This window comes from Microcoleus sp. S28C3 (assembly GCF_036700785.1).
GTDB classification, from domain to species: domain Bacteria; phylum Cyanobacteriota; class Cyanobacteriia; order Cyanobacteriales; family Microcoleaceae; genus Microcoleus; species Microcoleus asticus.
In genome coordinates this window covers 1-24,409 of sequence record NZ_JAUBPO010000108.1, presented here as the reverse complement: position 1 = coordinate 24,409, position 24,409 = coordinate 1, and the positions used below count along the sequence as shown (strand labels likewise).

Below are 24,409 nucleotides of genomic sequence, written 5' to 3'. Positions count from 1 at the left end.
GAAGAAGTTTTATCCCTCTGTGGTTGGGACTATATCCTTGAAGCTATATTAAGTGCAACTTCATAGTAAATTGGTATCAGAACATTTCAGTTGTTGGGTTTTCGGATTATTAGAAAAGGCGAACATATTGTCATGGTGTGAGAGAATCAGGATGGCACTGAGACTCCGTTAGTAATGCCTAACCACCATCAAAGAAAATCAGGGACACTGAGAGCAATTTGTACTCAGGCGGTAATTTCTAGAGAGGAATTTTTAAGGGCTGATGCGCAAATTTGAGTGGAGATGCCATCTATCATAACACTTGAAATATGTCAAATTATCGATTTCCAGAATTTTTCAATTTTTCAATTCGCCTTTTAGCTGAAACATGAACAAATCAAAAAGACGCAAAAATCAGTGGTTAAATGAACTAAACGACATCATTAGAGGCGCATCGGGCGGCTTTTTATTCGGCATTCCGCTGCTTTATACGATGGAGGTTTGGTGGATCGGTTCGCATACTAAACCAGCGGAAATGTCGATCGCGATCGCAACTACTTGTATCGCCGTTTTCTTGCTGACTCGCACTGAAGGTTTTCGCAAAACTAAAGGCATCCGCTGGCTAGAAGCTGCAATCGATAGCGTAGAAGCAATCGCTATCGGCATTGTTTGTGCGGCTTTTATCCTGTTTTTGCTCAGGGAAATTACGCCGGAGACTCCGCTGCAAGAAACTTTGGGTAAAATCATCTTTGAAGGGCTGCCGTTTGCCTTGGGAGTGGCCCTGGCAAGGGGTTTCTTGAGCGGCGATCGCTATCAAAGTTCAGACAGCGAAAAGGAACCTACCATTAATCCAACTTTAGCAGATATTGGCGCTACTTTAATCGGCGCAATGATAATTGCTTTCAATATAGCCCCAACTGACGAAATTCCCATGCTAGCGGCAGCGATTTCGCCGCCTTGGCAATTAGCAATTATCGCCGCTTCGCTGCTCATTTCTTACGGTATTGTATTTGTAGCAGGCTTTACTTATCAAGCCAAACGGCAGCAACAGCAAGGGATTTTTCAGCGTCCCCTCAGCGAAACTGTCATGGCGTATTTAGTGTCGCTGGCGGCTTCTGCATTTATGATGTTTTTCTTCCACAAACTCAGTTTTGACGACCCGTGGTCGATTTGGTTGAACTATACGTTAGTATTGGGATTGCCGGCGGCTGTTGGCGGCGCAGCGGGGAGGTTGGCGGTATGAGTGAAAGTAATAACGAACAGCAAAAAAAAAGAACTCCTGCTGAATGGGTGACATTTGCGATCGCCTGCTTAATCCTTTTTACCCTCACCGGGCTCGTACTCTACAACTGGGTGACTAAAAAGCAGGAACCTCCGATTATTTCTGTCACTCGGAACACGCCTATTCGCGAAACTCAAGGCCAATTTTACGTACCGTTTACAGTGACAAACACTGGAGGCGAAACAGCCGAATTAGTGCAAATTATTGCAGAACTTCGCGTCAACGGCGAAGTCTTGGAATCAGGCGATCAGCAAATTGATTTTTTGTCAAGCGGCGAAACTCAAGAAGGAGCTTTTATTTTCAGCCGCGACCCCAGTCAAGGTGAGTTGATTGTGCGATCGAGCAGTTATAAACTACCTTAGTAGTGCTAAATAAGTAATAATACATCAGTGCTATGTACAAAATAGCACATGGCACTGATGTGCTTTTCTAGCGATTAGGAAAAAGACAAGGTTTTTCCGGTAGTCCCCTAGAAGTAATGATGCTAGATTAGCAGTAGTTCTTGCTAATCTATCCATGACAATGCCTCTTTGTCCTAACTGTTCTTCTTGCCAGACAGTCAAAAACGGTCGCATTCACAACAGTAAACAGCGGTTTAAGTGTGTTAAGTGCGATCGGCCATTCGTAGGAACATCCGCATTCATAAGGTGATTGAGCAGGAGACACGAGAACTAATTGATCGATTGTTGTTAGAACGTATTTCACTTGCCGGGATTGCTCGTGCGATCCTGATTTCTCAGCAATCGCTCCAAACCTACGTTAACGAGAAATATACTGGGGTACTCCGAAGGGTGGATTGATTGAATCCGTAGGAGAAGCGAATTATTTACCTGTCTCCTTTTTCTCCCGATTTAAATCCGATTAAAAGCAGAAGAGTTTCACCTCAAAAAATATCTACGTTGGGTTGGTGCACGTAAGTAATTACACCTGAGTGTCAGCACTTGTGGACGGATTCGACTCGATCGCTCTCAAAGCTATCCAAAATTGCTTCACTCATTGTAGTTACTGTACCTAATACGGTTGAAAACCGCTGTAAACGAAGGTGGGCGGGGCGGGTTTTAAAAGGGCAAAATCTCTCCTAGCAATGATTACGGGCTAAACCCGCCCCACAGACCATTTATATTGTTTTGCGCCTATCTACTTAGCTGGGGGATGTGTTATCATCAAAAATATAAAACTTAAATAAAAAGGGTAATATGTTTTACAAAAATTCAGACTTTTTTAAGATACTTAACGAAAAAATACTTTTTTCTAGTTTCAATATTAATTAAAGAAACAAAACAATATTTAGCCAAACTGCCCCCACTATTTACTTTTGCACAGCATCAAATACTGTTAACAGAGATACAATATTTATGAATATCAAGGCAAATTACAAACTAATAGAAAAAATTAGTGAAGGTTTAAATACAGTAGTTTATCGCGCAGAGAGGAGGGAAGATCAGATTGCTGTGATTATCAAAGCCCTGATCGCAGAATATCCTACTCTCGAAGAGATTATGCAATTGAGACATGAATATGAAATCTCCCGACATCTCAATTTAGAAGGTATTGTCAAGCCCTATGGATTGGAAAATCATCATCATGGTCTAGCACTGATATTGGAAGATTCAAAAGGAGAAGCCCTCAAAAACTTTTTGAATGGTCGCAAACTTGAACTCAAAGAGTTCTTAAAAATTGCAATTCAGTTAGCAGATACTCTGGGTAAGTTGCATGATAACAAAATTATTCATAAAGATATTAAGCCGACAAATATCATCATCACTCCTGCTACGTTAGAAGTAAAAATTACTGACTTTAGCATTGCCACGCGCTTGTCTAGAGAAACCCAAACACTCAGCCATCCCACTTTACTAGAAGGCACAATCGCCTATATCTCGCCAGAGCAAACAGGGCGGATGAATCGCTCAATTGACTATCGGACAGACTTCTACTCTTTAGGTATTACATTCTATGAAATGCTGTGCGGTGAATTACCATTTAAGGCTACAGATCCGATGGAGTTAGTTCACTGCCACATCGCGAAACAGCCGATCCCACTCTGGGAAATTATGGCAAAAGAGCAAAACAGCAGACTAGAATTTACGAGCGATAATCCCACATCTAAAATTCAAAATGGTAAGATTATCAAAGCAATTTGTAACATAGTGATGAAATTATTAGCCAAAACTGCTGAAGATAGATATCAAAGTGGTTATGGTCTGAAAGCGGATCTAGAAGAATGTCTAAATCAATTACAACAAACTGGCAAAAATTCTAACTTCATTCCGGGTGAGCGTGATAAGTCCGGTCAATTTCTGATCCCACAAAAACTGTACGGACGAGAAACACAAGTAGCCACTCTAATGGATGCTTTTGATAGAGTTAGCGCTGGAACAGCCGAGGTCGTGCTAGTTTCCGGTTACTCAGGAATAGGTAAATCTTGCTTAGTTTATGAAATCCACAAACCCATTGTCGGAGCAAGGGGTTATTTTATCGCAGGTAAGTTTGACCAATTTAAACGGAATATTCCCTATGGAGCGTTAATTCAAGCTTTTCAAGAACTAATTCGCCAAGTATTAACAGAAAGCTCTGAAAAAGTTAACTTTTGGAGACAGAAGATTTTAAAGGATTTAGGTCCAAATACTAGAGTTATAATTGACGTTATTCCCGAATTGGAATTGATTGTTGGCGAACAGCCTGAAATTTCTCAATTAGGGGCAAGCGAATCCCAAAACCGTTTCAATCTTGCTTTTAAAGAATTTATTCATACTTTTACCCAAAAAACACATCCGCTAGTTTTGTTTTTAGATGATTTGCAGTGGGCAGATTCAGCTTCTTTGAAATTGATTCATGTGCTGCTAACTGATCGAGATAGCCAATATTTATTGGTGATTGGAGCCTATCGAGATAACGAAGTTAGCCCAACTCATCCTTTAATGCAGACTTTAGATAGTATTTATTCATGCGGAGCCATAATAAATAAGATCATCCTCCAACCGTTGACACTTAGTACAGTAAATCAATTAGTTGCTGACACGTTGGGTGACAACTGCTCATCAGCAGTCCCCCCTGTTACTTGTTTTTCCGACGAGCAACACGGAGAAATTAAGCAAAAAAGTTTGCTTGCTAAAAACAATAACCATGAAATAGAAAAGTGCAAGTTATTAGCTGAGTTAGTTTACAATAAAACTCAAGGCAATCCCTTTTTTATAACTCAACTGCTCACCTCCCTTTACGCAGAAAAACTGTTGACATTTGACTTCAGGATGGGCAGATGGCAGTGGGATATGGGGCAAATTCAAAGTCTTGCGATCGCAGATTATAATGTCGTCGAACTCATAGCCAAGAACATTCAAAAACTGCCTCCCGACACCCAGAAAGTTTTAAAGTTAGCAGCTTGTGTTGGCAACAGGTTTAATTTAGACGTTTTAGCAATAGTAAGTGAAAAATCTATATCAGAAACGGCATCAGCTTTGTGGGGCGGGCTTCAGGAAGCCCTAGTTTTACCCATCGGGGAAAGTGCCTCTAAACTTCCTTTACTCTTCAATAGTAATGAGTCATTGGTAATGGGTAGTGGTCAAGGAACCCAATCAGAAATTAATACTTACAAAGTATCCTACAAATTTTTGCACGATCGCGTGCAGCAAGCGGCTTATTCTCTGATTCCTTCTGAGGAGCAAAAAGCTACGCACCTAAAAATTGGTCAACTACTATTAAATAATACACCTCAAGAGGCACTAGAAGAAAATGTCTTTGATATAGTTAATCAGCTAAATATCGGAGTAGAATTTATTACCGATCGAGAAGAAAAATACAAGCTGGCTCAATTAAATTTAATAGCGGGTCGAAAAGCCAAAGCAGCGTCAGCTTATGAAGCTGCTGTCATGCAATTAAGAGTAGGGTTAAAACTCTTAGCAGAAAACAGTTGGCAGAGTAACTACGATCTGACTCTAGCACTCTATGTAGAAGCGGTGGAAGCAGAATATCTCAATACCAATTACGAAAAGTCAGCTACTCTTGCTGAAGTTGTTCTGCAACAAGCTAACACCCTACTCGAAAGAGTGAAAGTATACGAGTTACAAATCCAGTTTTATATGGCCCAAAACCAGATGTTAAAAGCCATTGATACTGGGTTGCAAGTGCTGGATATGCTGGGTGTTTCCTTGTCAAATAATGAGGGTGATGGGGGTTTTGTGGTTGAGTTGCCAAACCTCGCAGACTTAGAAAATTTCCCTGAAATGACAGACCCGTATCAATTAGCAGCCTTGCGGATACTTATGAGCGTTATTTCTTCTGCTTGCACAGTCAAGCCAGATATTGTGCCACTGCTTGTACTTACCCAAACCAAGCTCTGTGTTGAACGGGGTCATTCATCACTGGCTGCTTTTGCTTATGCTTTTTATGGAAATTTTATATATTCAATGAGTGGGGATATAAATGCAGCATATCATGCAGGTCAGTTAGCTTTAAAGCTGTTGGATCAATTTAATGCTAGAGAACTTCAATGTAAAGTCTGCAATTTATTTCATGGTGTGATCAGACCCTGGAAGGTTCATATTAAGGACACATTAACATCACTAAGGGAGGGGCTACAAAGTGGACTGGAAACTGGAGATATAGAATATGCGGGCTATAATGCTACTGTCTATTGCTCTGGCATCTTTTTGATGGGTGAGCGGTTAGATATAATAGAAGAAGAGCAAGAACAATATCTTAATTTAGTATTCAAACTAAAACAAGACTATTCTATCTACTACATCCAGATATGCCACCAACTGACTCTAAATCTTAAAAATGAAGCTGAGGCAAAATATCAGTTGGTTGGCAAGAGTTTTAATGAAACACAAATGTTGCCTGTTTTAATTGAAACTAACAATAGAATTTTGCTATTTATTGCTTATCTCGCCAAAACGATTCTATTTTATCTATTTAAAGAACATAAAAATGCTGTTGCTAACGCCAGTTTAGCAGCAGAACACGCAGTTAGTGTCATGAGCATGGTAGTTTCTGCTGCTCACAACTTTTACTATTCGCTGGCTCTCCTTGCTCAGTATTCACAAGTTTCAAGCTCGGAGCAAAAAGAATACCTTGCTATTGTAGAAGCTAATCAACAACAAATGCAGAAATGGGCATTTAATGGTCCATCTAACTTCCAGCATAAATATGAGCTTGTAGAGGCTGAGAAAGCACGCATTCAAGGGCAAATTGCAGAAGCAATGGAATATTATGACCTGGCTATAACGGGAGCTCAAGAACAAGGATACATTCAGGAAGAAGCACTAGCATCTGAACTAGCAGCCGAGTTTTATTTCTCCCTAGGCAGAGACAAGTTTGCTCGCATCTATCTGACACAAGCTTACTACGGGTATATTCGTTGGGGAGCTAAAAATAAAGTTAAAGATTTAGAGTCTAGATATCCTTTGGTATTTTCCGAGATGCTGATGCGAGAATCCAGAGGCATAGAGATTAATAGAACAACAACATCGACCATTGGAGGAAATTCGGCGGTTTTGGATTTGTCCACTGTTAACAAAGCATATCTAGCCTTGGCTGAAGAAATAGTTCTTGATAAGTTGCTAGATAAGTTACTTAAAATTGTGATGGAAAATGCAGGAGCTACAACAGGGTGCCTGATCTTAGAAAAAGATGGAAAGTTAGTTATAGAAGCTACAGGTGTTGTGGAGAGAGATGTGGTTGTATTGTGTTCAGAATCACCCGTAGAAAACAGTGAGAATCTGCCCATTACCATAATTAATTATGTAGGAATAACTAAAGCAAATGTGGTTTTAAATGATGCAGCAGTTTCACAAAGATTCATAAACGATCCTTACATCATAAAAACCCAACCCAAGTCAATCTTATCTATGCCTATTATTAATCAAGGCAAGATGATTGGTATTCTTTATTTGGAAAATAATATAACAACTGGTGCCTTTACAATGGAGAGGCTGGAATTATTAAAAATACTTTCTTCACAGATAGCTATATCCCTTAAAAATGCGATGCTCTATGGGAGATTGGAAACCGTTACTCAAAACTTGACAACAGCTAATGAACAATTAGAGGATTACAACCAAACGCTTGAACAAAAAGTAGAAGAGAGGACTCAGCAGTTAAAACAAAAAAATAGCCTGCTGAGAGAACAAGCAATTCAACTTGAACTTACACTAAAAGAATTGCAAGCGACACAGACTCAGCTAATTCAAACTGAAAAAATGTCAAGCCTGGGGCAAATGGTTGCTGGTATCGCTCACGAAATTAACAACCCAATTAACTTTATATACGGCAATCTTACCCCTGCTAGTGACTATTTTCATGACTTGCTGGGGTTGCTGAATCTCTATCAGGATCAATTGCCTAATGCAACTCCTGAAATTCTGAATTTTGCAGAAAGTATCGATCTGGAATTCTTAACTTCCGATTTTCCTAGACTGCTTGATTCGATGCAGCAAGGGGCAGAACGCATCCGCCAGATTGTCTTGTCGCTGCGGAATTTCTCGCGATTGGATGAGGCCGGAATGAAACGAGTAGATATCCATGAAGGGCTAGATAGCACTCTGCTACTGTTGCAAAATCAGCTAAAAGCTAAGCCCGACCATCCTGGAATTGAAATTATTAAAGAGTATGGTCAGATCCCTGAAATAGAATGTTACGCCGGCTTCCTGAACCAAGCATTTATGAATATACTCAGCAATGCAATTGATGCTATAGAGGAATCATTAGTGACTTCTCGTATAGCATCAATCCACAATAAAAAATCACAAGTTCGTATTCGTACCAGACTCATAAATACTAACCAAGTAGAGATTCGGATTGCCGACAATGGAGCGGGGATGACAGAGGAAGTAAGCCAGAAGATTTTTGACCCTTTCTTTACTACAAAACGTGTTGGCTCTGGCACTGGTTTGGGATTGGCTATTAGCTACCAGATTGTAGTAGAAAAACATCATGGTAGGCTGACTTGTATTTCCGCTCCTGGACAGGGAGCAGAGTTCGTGATTGAGATTCCACTCAAGCAGGGAACTGAGCGCTTGGGGGGGGCTAAAGCCCAACTAGGTACCTGACTTAAGGGTTGATTCAAAGGTACGTAGTTGCGCTTCAGCGCTCTTTGGGGGCTAAAGCCCAACTACGTACCTAAATGTAGATGAAATATTGACCGCGATCGCGCACATACCGAGATTAACATATATCATAAAGTGATTAGGCGATCGCAGCAAAAGTCTACCGAGGGTGGGTTATTGGGTTGTACTCGGTGCTATCAACGGTCATTTGGGGAGGACATTCTTCAAATAAGTTCACCCTTTTAAGTAGGGTCTGCTATTAACTCCGCAACTCTTATGGGAACGGAGCAAAAAACTCAAAAAAACCAGGATTTCCCTATCTAAGGAAGAATAAAATGCTAGGTAATTTCCAAGATACTTGCATTCACCAGCTATTTGAGTTCCAAGTAGAGCGATCGCCTGACGCTATTGCGGTAATTTTTGAAGGGAAGCAGCTAACCTATCAGGATCTCAACTCCCAAGCTAACCAGTTGGCGCATTATCTCAAGACTCTGGGTGTTGGGCCAGAGGTACTGGTTGCCGCCTGTGTGGAGCGCTCTTTAGAGATGGTCGTAGGTTTATTGGCTATTCTTAAAGCAGGGGGAGCTTATGTACCATTAGATCCGAATTATCCCCAAAACAGACTGGCATTCATGTTGGAGCATTCCCAAACGCCAGTGTTGCTTACACAACAGCATTTAGTAGCGTCTCTTCCGGAACACCAAGCGCGTGTCATCTGTTTGGATGGGAATCTAGAAACAGTAGATCGCTTCACACAGGAAAACCCAGACAGCGAGGTGACACCAGATAATTTAGCGTATGTGATTTACACATCCGGCTCTACTGGGCAACCGAAGGGAGTTGCGATCGCGCATAGCGGTGCAGTTAATACGCTCATCGATATTAACCAACGCTTTGAAGTAGGAGCAGGCGATCGCGTTTTAGCTCTATCTTCCCTCAGCTTCGACCTATCGGTATATGACATTTTCGGCTTGCTAGCTGCCGGAGGAACCGTTGTAATCCCCCAACCCTCAGCATCACCAGATCCAGCTCACTGGGTAGATGCGATCGCGCAAGCACAAGTCACTATCTGGAATTCCGCACCCGCCTTGATGCAGATGCTTGTGGATTATGCCGCTGCTCATACCAAAGATTTACCATCATCTCTGCGCTTAGTCCTTCTCAGCGGCGATTGGATACCGCTGACTTTGCCAGATCAAATCAAAGCTTTAATCAAGAGTGAATTGAATCAACCCCTCCCCAACCCTCCCCTTGCTAAAGGGAGGGAGCTAGATGGGACTGAGTTGGCATCTGGTATAGGCAAACTTTCAACCCCCGCTGTTATCGGCTTAGGAGGTGCAACCGAGGCTTCTATCTGGTCGATTTTATATCCCATCGAAACAGTTGACCCAGCATGGAAAAGCATCCCTTACGGTCGGTCAATGACTAACCAACATTTTTACGTGCTCAACGAAGCGATGGATCCATGTAACGAGGGAGAGGTAGGGGAGCTTTATATTGGAGGAATTGGTTTAGCTAGATGCTATTGGCGAGATGAGGAAAAAACCAGCAAACGCTTCATCACTCATCCTCATACAGGCGATCGCCTTTACTGTACAGGCGATTTGGGTCGCTATCTGCCGGATGGCAACATTGAGTTTCAAGGCCGCATTGACCATCAAGTTAAAATTCGCGGCTTCCGCATCGAACTCGGCGAGATTGAAGCAGTGCTGGGACAACACCCAGACTTGCAGGTAGCAGTAGTAGCAGCACAAGAGGATGTACCCGGACAGAAGCGTTTGATAGCTTATGTTGTTTCCAAAGTTACCGCAGAACGTACACCGTTCAAAAGTGAGTGTTTAGCAGAATTTGATGGCGATCGCTCCGTTAAACTACAAACAGAAGACATATCCATCGGTGGTATCGGCGTGGTTGGGGTTCCCGATGATTGGTCAAGAGGTAAGCAGGTTCGTCTGCGCCTCGTACTACCCGGAAATACCGAAGAGCAATGTTTTGAGGGAACTGTTGCTTGGTGTGAGGGAAACCAGGCAGGGATTGAGTTAGCTCTCACACCCACTGAAGAAGCTGTAATTCAGCAGAGCATAGATTATCTCTTAGAAACCCAAGGCTTCTTAAAATTTTTGCAACGCACCGTCGCAGGAAAGTTGCGTAACTTCCTGAAAGATAAGTTGCCCGAATACATGGTGCCCTCCAGCTTTGTGTTCCTGAAAACCTTGCCGCTAACGCCCAACGGCAAAATAGATCGGCAGAAGCTATTAGCGCCTGCCATTAAAATTTCCGAAGTAGCACAAGATTATGTAGCACCTCAAACTCCTGTCGAAGAGGTAGTGGCAGGAATCTGGGCTGAAGTTCTGGGACTAGAGCGAGTTGGTATTCGCGACAAATTCTTGGAATTGGGAGGTCACTCTCTGCTAGTCACGCAGATTGCAACTCGAATGCGAGACACCTTCCAGGTGGAATTACCCTTGCGTACCCTGTTTGAGTCTGCCACAGTAGCCGATCTTGCTCACAATCTGGAAATCGCCAGTCACAAAGCTCCAATACCCCAAGCTCCCCCGATTCTACCAATTTCGCGCGATCGGGACTTACCTCTATCCTTCAGCCAGCAACAACTGTGGTTCTTATGTCAACTCGCTCCCGATACACCTTTCTATAACGAACCGATTACCATTCGCCTGCCTGGTTCCGTCAATATTGTCGCACTAGAGCTTAGCATCAGCGAAATCATCAAGCGTCACGAAATTTTGCGAACGACCTTTGCTCTGGTAAATGGGCAACCAGTGATGGTGATTCAAGATGCTTTTAATTTTGCTTTGCCAGTGGTGAATCTTGAGGAATTTCCAAAGGCAGAACGGGAGACTGAAGCCTTGCGACTGGCAACTTTGGAAGCGAAGCAGCCTTTTAACCTCGCCCAAGGGCCGCTGGTGCGGGGTACTCTCATGCAGTTGGGGGAGACAGATTACAGGTTGTTCCTGACCATACACCACATCATTATTGATGCTATTTCTCTATACAGCGTTTTATTGAAGGAACTCGCAGAACTCTACACCGCCTTTTCTTTAGGCTTGCCCTCAGCCCTCCCAGAATTGCCTATTCAGTTTGCGGACTTTGCTTACTGGCAACGGCAATGGCTACAGGGCGAGGTAATGGAAAACCAACTGAGATACTGGAAGCAGCAATTAGCTAATCTGCCAACACTGCAACTGCCAACTGACCGAATGCGATCGGCAGTGCAGACTTTTCACGGTGCGAGGCAATGTTTAGCCCTACCTCTGAGCCTAACCGAGATGCTTAAGGATCTTAGCCGTAGGGAGGGTGTCACTCTGTTTATGATGTTGATGGCAGCGTTCCAGACCTTGATCTACCGCTATACAGGGCAGACCGATATTCCTGTGGGTACTACCGCTAACATCCGCCACCGACAAGAGCTAGAGGGGATGATTGGTTACTTCCTCAACACTTTAGTTCTGCGTACTGACCTTTCTGGCAACCCCAGTTTTGAGGAATTGCTTATGAGGGTACGGGAGGTGACATTAGGGGCTTATGCTCACCAAGAATTGCCCTTCCAGAAGCTAGTGGAAGAAATACAGCCAGAGCGGAATCTGAGCCATAACCCTCTATTTCAAGTTGCGTTTGTCCTTGAACCCCCGCTTGCCGAAATGGATGGGTGGAGAATTAGCCAGCTAGATGTCGATACCGGCGCAGCCAAGTTTGATCTGTACCTTGAGCTTGATGAGAGACCATCAGGCATCATTGGTCGCCTTGAGTACAACACTGACTTATTTGATGCTGCGACTATTCGTAGAATGTTGGGAAATTTTCAGACTTTACTCGAAGGCATTGTCGCCAACCCAGAGCAGAAAATTTCCGAGTTGCCTCTTTTAACCCAGTTTGAGCGGCAGCAGTTAGCGGCGTGGAATCATACCGAAACTGATTACCCTAAAGATGCTTGTATACACCTGTTGTTTGAAGAGCAGGTAGAGCTAACGCCCGACGCTATTGCATTAGTCTTTGAAGATGAGCAACTGACTTATAAAGAGCTCAACCAACGAGCGAATCAGTTAGCGCACCACCTGCGGAATTTGGGTGTGAGGCAAGAGGTATTGGTTGGTATCTGTGTAGAGCGATCGCTAGAAATGGTGGTGGGGCTTCTTGGCATTCTTAAAGCTGGTGGGGCTTATGTGCCGCTAGACCCGGCTTATCCCCCAGACCGTTTAGCTTTCATGCTAGAAGATTCCTCTGTACCAGTGCTGCTGACTCAGGCGCAGTTAGTTGAATCTATTCCCAAACATCAAGGGCGTATCGTTTGCCTAGACACAGACTGGGAAATCATTAAGCGACAGAGTGAGGAAAACCCTCGATGCAGCTTAACCCCTGAGAACCTGGCTTATGTGATTTACACTTCGGGTTCTACAGGCAGACCAAAAGGAGTTCTAGTGCCGCACTCTGGGCTAAGCAACCTAGCTACAGCACAGATGCGGATCTTCAATCTGGAACCTAACAGCCGTGTCCTCCAATTCGCCTCTGTGAGCTTCGATGCCTCGATCTGGGAGGTGGTCATGGCCTTGAGGGTAGGAGCGACGCTAGTAATGGGAACGCGGGACTCCCTGCTACCTGGAGCAGCTCTGATTCAGCTATTGCGCGACTATGCGATCGCGACTGTTACGCTACCACCATCAGTGCTAGCGGTACTGCCCGCCAATGAACTACCAGCGTTGCGGACAATAATAGTCGCTGGAGAAGCCTGCTCCCGGGACCTCATAGCCAAATGGTCATCAGGTCGTCGGTTCTTTAACGCTTATGGGCCGACCGAATCCACCGTCTGTGCCACCATCGCCGAATGTACCGATAGTAAAGAGCTACCGCCAATCGGTCGGCCCATTGCCAACACGCAGGTCTATATTCTAGATGCCCAAAAACAACCTGTCCCGATCGGCATTCCGGGAGAATTGTATATTGGCGGTGCTGGTTTAGCGCGGGGCTACCTCAACCGACCCGACCTAACAGCCGATCGCTTTATTCCCAACCCCTTTAGCAACGAATCAAGTTCTCGCCTCTACAAAACTGGCGACTTAGCCCGCTACCTACCCGACGGCAATATCGAGTTTCTAGGTCGCATCGATCACCAAGTAAAAATTCGGGGCTTCCGCATCGAACTCGGCGAAATTGAGGCCGTATTGAGCCAACACCCGGATATACAGGAGTCTCTAGTTATCAACCGCGAGGATGCCTCCGGCAACCAGCGCCTAGTAGCTTATATTACTTCTAACCTCAGACCTGAACGAGTGCCTTATCAAAGCTCGTGTCTGGCAGAATTTGGCGGAAGTCATACGGTGGAACTTCGCACAGAAGACATTTCCATTGGTGGTGTCTGTATAGTAGGCGTACCAGAGGCTTGTCAACCCGGTCAACCCGTCCGCCTGTACCTGCGTCTACCGGGTTTGAGTGAGGAGCAATGGTTGCACGGCAGGCTCGTCTGGCGACAAGGACAGCAATGTGGGATTCTGTTCGCCCTCACCCAGAGTCAGCAGATTCTAGTTCAACAAAGCATAGAGTATCTTATGGAAACTCAGGGCTTCTTGAAAGTTTTGCAACGCACAACAGTCGGCAGCTTACGCGGCTTTCTGAAGCAGAAACTGCCTGACTATATGATCCCTTCCAGCTTTGTATTTTTGAATCATTTGCCCCTAACACCCAACGGTAAAGTAGACCGCAAGGCTCTGCCAGCTCCCGATGCTATTAACCCACAGTTGGAAATAACTTATATCGCACCCCAAACTGAGATTGAAAAATCCATCGCTACAGTTTGGCAACAGGTATTACACTTAGAAAAAGTAGGTGTAGATGATAATTTCTTCGATATAGGTGGTCATTCGTTACTGATGGCTCAGGCTCATAGCCAATTGCGTGAAGTGGTGGACAAAGAGGTTTCCATTATTGAAATGTTTAAATATCCAACCATCAGCTCTTTGGCGAAATATTTAAGTGAAGAGCCAGAGCAAAAATCCTCTTTAAGGCAAAGTCAAGAGCGCATCAATAAACAAAAAGACGCAATCACTCGCCAAAAGCAAAAACAGCGCTTGCAAGGAAAGAATAAAAATGGACAACTCTGAAACACCCGACTCTATAGAAGGTATCGCTATCATCGGCATGGCAGGTCGTTTTCCTGGTGCTAAAAATGTGGATGATTTTTGGGAAAATCTACGTGATGGTGTAGAATCTATTTCTTTCTTCTCCGAACAAGAACTAGAATCTTTAGGTATTGACGAATCAGTGGTGCGCGATCCGCGCTATGTAAAAGCCAGAGGGGTACTAGAAGATATTGAGTTATTTGATGCTTCATTCTTTGGGTTTAATCCTAGAGAAGCTGAAATTACAGATCCACAACACCGATTTTTCTTGGAGTCAGCTTGGCAGGCTCTAGAAAGTTCTGGCTATAACTCGGAAACTTACGAAGGTTCGATAGGGGTTTACGCAGGCGCAGGGAGTTTCAATACTTATTTTTTGAATAACCTTTATCCCAATCACCAACTTAGAGAATCCGTTGGAGAGTATCAGCTTGCGATCGCCAATGAGAAAGATTTCCTGGCAACTCGCGTTTCTTACAAATTAAACTTGAAAGGGCCGAGTATTAGTGTCCAAACAGCCTGTTCTACTTCATTGGTTGCGATTAGCATGGCTTGCCAAAGCTTGCTGAATTACCAATGCGATATGGCTTTGGCTGGTGGGGTTTCTATAGGCGTTACCCAAAAGGCAGGATATTTTTATAAAGAGGGAATGATTCTTTCACCAGACGGACATTGTAGAGCCTTTGATGCTAAAGCACAGGGAACTGTTAGCGGTAGCGGTGTGGGAATTGTGGTTTTGAAAAGATTAGAGGAGGCGATCGCGGATGGAGATTATATTCATGCGGTGATTAAAGGTTCTGCGCTCAATAATGATGGTGCTTTTAAAATTGGCTATACAGCTCCCAGTATAGATGGTCAGGCGCAGGCGATCGCAGATGCTCTAGCACTAGCAGAAATTCCCCCTGAAACCGTCAGCTATATAGAAGCTCACGGAACCGGAACACCCCTAGGAGATCCGATCGAAATTGCCGCGTTGACACAAGCTTTCTCACTTGAAACTAAGAAAAAAGGCTTTTGTGCGATCGGTTCAGCCAAAACCAATATCGGACATTTGGATACTGCTGCTGGTGTCACTGGGTTAATCAAAACTGTTCAGGCTCTCAAACATAAGTTAATACCACCTAGCTTGCATTTTGAACAAGCCAATCCCAAGATTGAATTTGCCAACAGTCCCTTTTACGTTAATACTAAACTTTCCGAATGGAAAGCAGGTAAAACGCCGCGCCGTGCTGGAGTTAGTTCCTTTGGCATTGGTGGAACTAATGCTCATGTAGTTCTTGAAGAAGCGCCTAGTATAGAAAAATCTGGAGAATCCCGACCATCACAACTGTTGGTTTTATCTGCAAAAACTAGCTCTGCACTTGATAGTGCAACAGTAAATTTGAGCAACTATTTAAAGCAGCATCCAGATGAAAATCTTGCTGATGTTGCTTACACACTTCAAGTTGGTAGAAGAGCTTTCAGCCATAGACGGATAGTAGTTTGTAATTACATTGAAGAGGGTATTACTGCCCTCGACAATCTTGATTCTAAAAAAGTTTTTACCAGCTTCCAAGAGTCCAAAGATCGACCTGTCGTATTTATGTTTTCAGGACAGGGTTCGCAGTACATCAATATGAGCTTGGAACTCTACCAAGTTGAAACAACCTTTCGCGAACAAATCGATCTATGTTCGGAGATTCTTAAACCTCACTTGGGACTTGATATACGCGACGTAATTTATCCTAGTGAAGCACAAGCAGAAGCAGCTACAAACCAACTAAAACAGACGGCGATTACACAACCAGCACTCTTTGCGATCGAGTATGCTTTAGCTAAGTTGTGGATGTCTTGGGGAGTGAATCCCAAAGCGATGATTGGTCATAGCATTGGTGAATATGTCGCAGCTTGTTTTGCTGGTGTTTTCTCCTTGGAAGATGGCTTATCCTTGGTAGCTGCACGAGGTAAATTAATGCAACAATTGCCGAGTGGTTCTATGCTTGCAGTTCCACTTCCAGAACAGCAAGTGCAACCATTTTTGGGCAATAAACTTGATTTAGCTGTGATTAATGGAGCATCTATGAGCGTGGTTTCAGGTGCTACTGATGACGTAGATGAATTGGCACAAGAACTACTCGCAAAAGGTGTAGAGTGTCGCCGCCTGCACACCTCCCATGCCTTCCATTCACAGATGATGGAGCCAATTTTAGAACCATTCACCGCACAGGTGAAAAAAGTTAAGCTGAACTCGCCTAAAATTCCATACGTCTCCAACGTTACTGGTAATTGGATTACAGCGACGGAGGCGACAAATCCTAGTTATTATGCTCAACATCTGCGGCAAACAGTAAGGTTTGCAGAAGGCTTACAACAGCTATTAAAAGACCAAAATCAAATATTGCTAGAAGTGGGACCCGGACGGACATTAAACACGCTAGCAAAACAGCATCCAAATAAGGGGGCTGAGCAGATTGTAATTTCTTCATTGCGCCATCCGCAAGACCAAAGTTCAGATGTAGCTTTCTTACTTACTACATTGGGTAAACTTTGGTTAGGAGGAGTACAAATAGATTGGTCTAAATTTTATGCTGATGAGCAGCGTTATCGTCTCCCATTGCCAACCTATCCGTTTGAGCGCCAACGTTACTGGATTGAAGCACCAGGAATCGAGCAACCAATTAAAATTGTATCTTTACCAGAGGAAACGTCGCAAAAATTAGAATCAGCATCACTCCATTCTCGACCAAACTTGCAAAATAGCTATATTGCTCCTAGAGATGAGATTGAGCAAACTATTGCTAGTATCTGGCAAGAATTCCTCGGTATTGAGCAAATAGGAATTCATGATGACTTTTTTGATTTAGGCGGCGACTCATTATTAGCAGTTCAACTAATAACTAAATTAAACGAAGCACTGCAACAGTCTTTGTCTCCCCATAGCCTATTGCAATCATCTACTATTGTAGCTTTGGCTGCATTAATTAAAGATAACTCAAATTTCTCGGAGATTGAGAAACAGCAAAGCGAGCAAGCTTCTGAGTCATTGTTAGTAGAAATTCAGCGCGGTAGTTTTAAACAACCTTTGTTCTTAGTTCATCCGGTAGGTGGTCACGTTTACATTTATCGGGATTTAGCGCGTTATCTAGGTTCCGATCAACCTGTTTTTGGAATACAAGCCCACGTCTCAGACGGGGAAACTGAGTCTTTTAGTGTTGAAGAAATGGCAGCTCGCTATATCGAAGTAGTGCGGCTCAAACAACCTGAAGGCCCCTATTTTTTGGGTGGTTCTTCCTTTGGAGGTACTGTTGCTTTTGAGATGGCACAGCAACTCAATGCCCAAGGTGAAAAGATAGCACTGCTAACTTTAATAGATACTCCTGGGCCAGGTCAAATGCCAGTTCTAGCGACTGAAGATGATACAGCAATTTTGCTATATTTACTAGGCGTTGGTTTCAATCTGTCTCTTTCTATGGATGTTCTTCAAAAACTTGAGCCAGATGAGCAACTTCTCTACTTTTTGGAGCAGGTAAAGATTGCTAATAGGGTAGTTCCTCCCGATTTTGGTTTAGCTCAGATTCGCCAGTTTCTTCATCTGTTTAAAGTACACGCTCAAGCAATGCGAAATTACATTCCTCAAGCTTATGGAGAGCGAATTATATTTTTCCGTGCTACAGAACAAAATGAAGTTAATGCCAAAAATCCTGAATTACCTTGGATCGATGTTGCTCCAGGGGGGGTAGAAGTTATAGAAGTGCCAGGAAATCATATTACTATGAATTACCCACCTCATGTTCAGGTTATGACCAAACAACTTAGAGTCTACCTTGATGAGGCAAGGCATCTAATTTAGGTAAGTTGTTGGGCTTCAGCGCACTCCTGGGCTAAAGCCCAACAACTTACCTTATCCCATCTAAGTAGGTAGGTTGTTGCCCTTGGACGCATTAAGAGGGCTAAAGCCCAACAACTTACCTATTAAAATCCTAACATATCCACAACTGTCAACACAAACCTGTTGGCTGACGACAAATAAGGTAAAATAAAGGAAAAATAAGGAAAATTATGACTTTATACACCGAAAAGACCCAATCCGAAGGTGAAAGCTCATCCTCAGTGCTACTAGAAATGATGTATGGGTTTAAAATATCCCAGGCTCTTTTTGTAGCGGCAAAACTAGAAATTGCAGATATTCTGAGTGATGGTTCTAAGACTGCTGATGAACTTGCGAAAGCTGCTGGTGTAAATTCTCAGGGTATTTATCACCTGATGCGTATGCTAGTAAGCGTTGGTGTATTTTCTCTCGAAGATAATGAAAAGTTTTGCTTAAATTCTCTGGGAAAACATCTCCTGACCGGTACTTCTGATTCTTTACGAGGTACGGTTTTGGGAATGGGTGACGAACTCTATCAGGGATGGGGGAATTTACTCTACGGTATAAAGAGTGGAGAAACTCCATTTGAACATACTTTTAAGACTAATCTTTATAGCTATTTAAAGCAGAATTCTGATGCTGCAGTAAATTTTAATGAGTGGATGAAGGAGACAACAAGGGAGTGGCTGCTTCCGGTGCTTGAAGCTTATGATTTTTCAGACGTTAAGACACTTGTGGATGTTGGAGGGGGAATTGGAACTCTAACGGCTGTGATTCTGAATGCGAATCCCAAGCTACAAGCTATTTTGTTCGATCGCGAAGATGTTGTTGTCGATGCAAATCCGGTTTTGGAAGTGGCTGGAGTTGCAGATAGGTGTCAAATAGTTGGAGGCAGCTTTTTTGAGGCGGTTCCCCCTAGTGGCGATCTTTACTTACTCTCTCGTGTTCTCCTCAATTGGGACGATGGTCATGCTATTACAATTCTTAAAAATTGCTATCAAGCTATGACAGCTAAAGATCGGCTGATGATTGTTGATTTTATGTTGCCTGAAGGCAAAATGTCGCCATTTATTGGCATGGGTAGCTTAACTTTGTTCATTCTGGGGGGTACTTTTATGCGGACAAAGGATGAATTTTATAATTTACTTTCTTCCGCAGGGTTTAAAGTGACTAATATGATAGAAACAAAAGGGCCAGTAAGTGTGATCGAGGCGAAACCTGCTTGACATTCCCAGCTCTAAAAACACCGGGATTATTCTGGTGTAGGATTCCTATTGCTCAATTAATCTCCATCCTCTTATAGCAATTCTGAAAAATTCTGCAACAATAACAAAAGTAGGTTGGGTGGAACGAAGTGCAATCCAACCTCATGACTGTAGGAATATTTTTCATAATTGCTATTATCGGGAGTTGAACAAATTTTGAGTCCAAACAGAGCATCGAACTGGCTATGTGTCAGGCAAATACCTCACCATTATGTTGCAGCCAAGCGAAAAAACGATCGGACTTTGACTGTGCGATCGCCTTGTTAGCGATTTCAATCGCCCGGTTTATGGTCGATATCCATCTATCCTACCGCTTCACCGCATGATTTTCCCACTTCCAAACACAGCTAGAAATCAAATTCGTGCAGATATGAGCCGTAATTGGCACTAACAAATTTCCAGTAGCTAAAACGCTGTAACCCAACAGCAATCCGACAGCCGTTGCCCAAACAGCATAAGGCCACTGATCCATGGCTCCCAAGTGCAGAATGCCGAAACAAAAACTCGATAAAACTAAACTGGTAACATTCAATCCCAAAGCAGACAACATCACCCCTCGAAATAGCAATTCTTCGCTAAGTCCCGGCAGCAGTCCCAGCCAAATTAAATCAGGCCAAAACAAAGGTTTGAGCACTACTTCCAAGTAAACGTCTGCACTCCGGCGATAACCCGGCCAGAGGTGATAAACGATCGCACTGCCGCCTGTAATTGCCAGTCCGAGCGCACATCCTTTGAGCAAGTCCATTCCTATCAATTTGACTGGCAAAAGCGATACCGATCCAAATAGCAACCACAATTTAGCTACCGCCAGCAACATAATTGCTGTCACGCCCATTGCTACTAAAACTTGGGTGCGCGTCAAGGGTTCAATTTCAGGATTTCCGGGAAGTTTTTCTGCCACTTAATCACTTTTAGATTTGAGGTTTTAGATTTTAGATTTGTTTTGTTGAGTCAGACAAACAACGCAGGGAGGAGATGTCTGCACCCAAGGAAGCTGGACTGATGCCGGCTCGCAAAGCGACCAAAACTCCGATCGCCTCTAAATATGAGTTTACCTGCAAAGCTTTGATTCCGAGTTTTTCTGGAGTCGCCTGCATCTGGGTTTTGTTGTCGCCCACAGCGATGATTTGTACCGACGATCGCGCACTCAAACTCAGAATAGCACTGCCGCCGCAGGCTGTGGCGGGTATCACCACCGCATCGACTCGATCGGCCCACAAATCCTGGGACTCGAAATCTCGCCTGTTTGCATAGAAGTTCTCTCTTGTGGTGCGGGCATCTTGCCCGCCCCATACCTGCGTGCGGGCATCTTGCCCGCCCCATACCTGCGACAGGCAAGATGCCTCTCCCAGAGTAGGAGTGACAAATTGGGGAGCTTTGCTGAGGCCGGCAAGCACGCAAGGTAGGAAAGTATAGCCGATTTCCTCAGCAGCCGATCGCGGGGACAGGTGCGGATCGAGGGGAAGCGCAGACAACGCGGGGGCGTGGGCGCAGGGGATTTTAAACGTCCTGACGATGAGGTGGCTGATGACAGCTTCCGCGCCGGCGAGGGGGTCAACTCCTTTGCCGCGGCGGTAGTTTTCGAGGGCGAGGCTGCCTTCATCGTCGGGAAATCTGGCCACAACTGCGATCGCCTCTACTCTTGCTTGTTCGATCAATTTTTCTGCAGCGCGCAATAAACTGTCTGGATTGCCGATCGTCCCCCAGGATGCCCCTGATTCAGAAATACGCAATTCTACTTGCAGGGGGCGATCGGTTAAAATGCAATCCGTTATATTCAAACCTAATGTGGCTCTAGCAGCATCAACGGCTTGCAAGTGCCGCAACTGCAAGTCTGGTTCGATCGCGCAATCTAGGATTAAGCCGATGCGATTTTGATGTACCTGCTGTAAGCCCCAGCATCCGGCAGCAAATTTGTCAAGGGCGTAACCTTCAACGTAGAGAGCGTTAGGTATCGGCCAATAAAGTTGAGCGCCGTTGAGGACGTTGGGGTGAGTGATCAGGGTATCTGAAATTTGGGCAATCGCCCTAGCAACGGGCAGCGCATCTCCTGCAAACCCACCCATCGAGGCTCCAACGCCTGTGGGGACTATCAAAACCACTGTTAAAGGGCGCCGGTTCACACTGTTACGGGGGATGCTTCCACGAGCACGTAGCCTTCTACCACAGCCTTTTGCCGATCGACATCCACGTCTGTGACTGCCCACCGCAGGGGTTCGCCGTGCTTTTGCAGTTCAATTTCAATCGCCGAGTGCAATTCTTCGGCGGTATCGTGGAGGTCAACTTCTGCGGAAATGAAATGGGTAGTCATCGGGCGATCCATAGTGGTTTTACGGAGATCGGTACTTAGCTAAATTTTAGCTTAGTCCTAGGATTTGCCGAACTGGCGATCGTACACAATGTCTTCTTTTTCGGTTTCTATCTTCAAGTTCGATCGGGGATAAGCAATGCACAGCAACACATAACCTTCTGCCTGAAGTTCGGGACTGACGCCCATGCAATCAACTTGCTCAACTTCACCCTCAATAACTTTAGCGGCGCAAGTAGTACAAACCCCCGCATTGCAAGAGTTCGGCAGATCGATGCCCGCAGCATTGGCCGCCTGCAGAATTTGTTTATCTTCCGGCACTTCAACCGTATAGGTAGAGCCTTGGTGGATCAATTCAACAGTGTAAGTCTTAGACATATTTCAATTATTCGTTTTAATTCCCAATTGGAATTTACGCTAGATTTGCAAACAAAGCAATGAGTATTTTACCGCTGTTGGTGATTTTGTGCAAATTTACAACTGCACTTTTTATTGCTAAAAATTTTTATTAATTGCCTGGGGCGATCGGCATTTTGTCAAGGACTGTTTCACAAATTATCACGAGGATCGCGGGCGAACTCTGCCAGAAAGCGCTTATATGTAACTAATTTTTGCCTTCAAGCCAACAAGTCCTCAACAGCCACACTAAAACCCGCCAGCACTAACTGAGTGCTGACGGTAGAACCCTGGTTAAAGCTTAACTTTTGAGTTTGAGTCACGATCAATATCCAGCGACTTTCTGGAAAAACTATCCAAACTTCCAGACAACCAGAATCTAAATACTCTTGTGCTTTAAGAAAAATCTCTTCCGCACTATCAATAGGAGAAACTATTTCAGCAATTAGCGGCGGACTTTGAGGCAAAGTAGGAACATCGCCAAATTGAGCCACAAGTTCAGGAGTCAGATAAGCTACATCAGCACGGCGCACTCGCCTGTCAGTACGACAAGGAACTTCGACATAAACTTCGCCGCCTTGTCCGCTAGAATCTTTGTAGTTTCCCCAAGAACGATCTAGTCTAGATTGGATTCGACTGTGTTTTACTGTCATGCCATTTTTCTCCGCGATTTGCCCGTCCACCCATTCCATGCACTCGGGGGGATTAGCCATGAAGTCTTCTAGAGAAACATTTTCTGATAAAACGGCAGCCATTACCATAGCTATTTACTCCCTTATGCAGAATTCACTGATATTGTAGCAATCAATTGGTAATGGGGAATTGGGAATTGGAACTAACAAATAACCTATGCCCTATGCCCTATGCCCCATGGCCAATTTACTCAATATTAATTTGATTGGGAGGTTTAGGTTGATTCTGTTGCTCATCCTTCAAAGTTTTACGCCCAGAACTAGCATAATCTTTGTACATTTCCACAAACATCTTGGTTAACTGCTGCAAAGAAAGTTCTTCCCCATTAATTTGAGCTTTCATATAAGCTTTAAGCACTTCAATGTAAGCCAAACCGAGGGCAAGCGTGAGAGCTGCTGCCGTTGCACCGGAGATAGCACCGCCCACAACCGTACCAGCACCCGGAATCATTTTAATCAAATTAGTCACAATACTTCTGCCAACAGCAGTCACCCCACCTGTGCCGCTAATAGCAGACAGCATCGCCGAAATAAACCCCTTATCAAAGGGCATTCCAAAAATCACAGTAATATTAGCAATCATTGCCGTTTGCATCGTCATCAAAATCGGCGCATCAGCAAAGGGTACAGGAGTCGCACCGACAATGGCAGAACCTGCAACATAAGCACTTAGATACTTAAATGCCATATCTGATTTGAGCGCAATATTGGCAATTTGTTCTTTAACAAAAGCTTTTTTAGCTACTTCGGGCAGCAGTTGAAAAGTTGCATCTACCAACTTATCTAAACCGTGAGATTTTACTGTATAATCCTCATCAATTTCTTCCGGTTCAGCCATGACGGGGATAATTTGACTGACTGGCAAATTCATGTGTTCCAGTTGCTTGAAAAACTCGCTCGGCTTTTTAGATGTCGTCTGAGTCAGCACTAAAATCACTGGTACATCTTTGACTTCCATTTCTTTTAGCCAGCTTTCCTCCACAGATTCTATTCTATTGGCGCTGTGATTGATGCAGTACCAGATGACGTGAATGTGTTCTTTAGGGTGCAGGAGTCTTTGGTCTTCAATTAGTTTAGCAACGTTTAATTGAATAACTTTAATTTGTTCGGCGTTGAGTTCGAGTCCGGGAGTATCGTAGACTGTAATCGGGCAATTAGGTTTGGTATATTGGCGAATGCCTTGAGTGATGGGGCGGCCGACTCCGGTTTCTGCTAAGCGTTGGCGAAAAACGGAATTTATCAGGGTACTTTTGCCGACACCGGTTTTGCCGATGACTAAAACATTGCACTGTCCCACTTGGTTTTCTGCATCTTTGAAGGCGTAGTAACTTCTATTTAAAAGCTCGTCTAAGGAAAAGTCGTCTGACATGGCGGTTTGCTCCGATAATGGTGGGACACTGTTCTCTTAAGGAGTGAGATATTGAAACCCCCGAAAGGTGAGGAGTTCAGAGATAGCGAGGGGACGAGAG

Annotated in this window: 13 protein-coding genes; 7 read left to right on the top strand and 6 right to left on the bottom strand. The window is 44.0% G+C overall.

The genetic code is table 11. The annotated features are described in order from the left end of the window. Positions 1-367 precede the first annotated feature (367 nt). From QUA13_RS26055 to QUA13_RS26030, 7 genes are all read left to right on the top strand, one after another. Positions 368-1,222: a TIGR02587 family membrane protein gene (locus tag QUA13_RS26055; protein ID WP_333203181.1), complete on the top strand. Its 855-nt coding sequence runs from the start codon at positions 368-370 to the stop codon at positions 1,220-1,222. Continuing rightward, on the top strand, positions 1,219-1,623 hold the full coding sequence (locus QUA13_RS26050) for a TIGR02588 family protein (protein WP_172184595.1): 405 nt from the start codon (positions 1,219-1,221) through the stop codon (positions 1,621-1,623). The genes QUA13_RS26055 and QUA13_RS26050 overlap by 4 nt, the downstream gene beginning before the upstream one ends. Positions 1,624-1,777: 154 nt before the next feature. Then, positions 1,778-1,912 carry an IS1/IS1595 family N-terminal zinc-binding domain-containing protein gene (locus QUA13_RS32865; RefSeq protein ID WP_445242747.1) on the top strand — a complete coding sequence of 45 codons (135 nt, stop codon included), beginning with the start codon at positions 1,778-1,780 and terminating at the stop codon, positions 1,910-1,912. Between the two features lie 704 nt (positions 1,913-2,616). Further along, positions 2,617-8,307 carry an AAA family ATPase gene (locus QUA13_RS26045; protein ID WP_333203179.1) on the top strand — a complete coding sequence of 1,897 codons (5,691 nt, stop codon included), beginning with the start codon at positions 2,617-2,619 and terminating at the stop codon, positions 8,305-8,307. 332 nt (positions 8,308-8,639) lie between these two features. Further along, positions 8,640-14,417 carry an amino acid adenylation domain-containing protein gene (locus QUA13_RS26040; protein WP_333203177.1) on the top strand — a complete coding sequence of 1,926 codons (5,778 nt, stop codon included), beginning with the start codon at positions 8,640-8,642 and terminating at the stop codon, positions 14,415-14,417. Then, on the top strand, positions 14,404-18,261 hold the full coding sequence (locus QUA13_RS26035) for a beta-ketoacyl synthase N-terminal-like domain-containing protein (RefSeq protein WP_333203175.1): 3,858 nt from the start codon (positions 14,404-14,406) through the stop codon (positions 18,259-18,261). The genes QUA13_RS26040 and QUA13_RS26035 overlap by 14 nt, the downstream gene beginning before the upstream one ends. A gap of 209 nt (positions 18,262-18,470) precedes the next feature. After that, positions 18,471-19,505, top strand: a complete 1,035-nt coding sequence (locus QUA13_RS26030) for a methyltransferase (RefSeq protein WP_333203173.1) — start codon at positions 18,471-18,473, stop codon at positions 19,503-19,505. A 346-nt stretch (positions 19,506-19,851) separates the two neighbouring features. Here the strand turns inward: QUA13_RS26030 and QUA13_RS26025 are convergent, their stop codons facing one another. The 6 genes from QUA13_RS26025 to QUA13_RS26000 form a co-directional block, all read right to left on the bottom strand. After that, positions 19,852-20,445 carry a CPBP family intramembrane glutamic endopeptidase gene (locus tag QUA13_RS26025; RefSeq protein WP_333203171.1) on the bottom strand — a complete coding sequence of 198 codons (594 nt, stop codon included), beginning with the start codon at positions 20,443-20,445 and terminating at the stop codon, positions 19,852-19,854. 31 nt (positions 20,446-20,476) lie between these two features. Next, positions 20,477-21,667 (bottom strand): DUF3326 domain-containing protein, encoded by a 1,191-nt coding sequence (locus tag QUA13_RS26020; protein ID WP_333203169.1) that lies wholly within the window; start codon positions 21,665-21,667, stop codon positions 20,477-20,479. Then, positions 21,664-21,855 carry a hypothetical protein gene (locus QUA13_RS26015; RefSeq protein ID WP_172184567.1) on the bottom strand — a complete coding sequence of 64 codons (192 nt, stop codon included), beginning with the start codon at positions 21,853-21,855 and terminating at the stop codon, positions 21,664-21,666. The genes QUA13_RS26020 and QUA13_RS26015 overlap by 4 nt, the downstream gene beginning before the upstream one ends. A 57-nt stretch (positions 21,856-21,912) precedes the next feature. After that, positions 21,913-22,230 (bottom strand): 2Fe-2S iron-sulfur cluster-binding protein, encoded by a 318-nt coding sequence (locus QUA13_RS26010; protein WP_006631117.1) that lies wholly within the window; start codon positions 22,228-22,230, stop codon positions 21,913-21,915. A 239-nt stretch (positions 22,231-22,469) separates the two neighbouring features. Next, positions 22,470-23,009, bottom strand: coding sequence for a Uma2 family endonuclease (locus QUA13_RS26005; protein WP_333203167.1), 540 nt, complete (start codon positions 23,007-23,009; stop codon positions 22,470-22,472). Positions 23,010-23,127: 118 nt separating this feature from the next. Beyond that, on the bottom strand, positions 23,128-24,309 hold the full coding sequence (locus QUA13_RS26000) for a GTPase (RefSeq protein ID WP_333203165.1): 1,182 nt from the start codon (positions 24,307-24,309) through the stop codon (positions 23,128-23,130). Between the last annotated feature and the right edge of the window lie 100 nt (positions 24,310-24,409).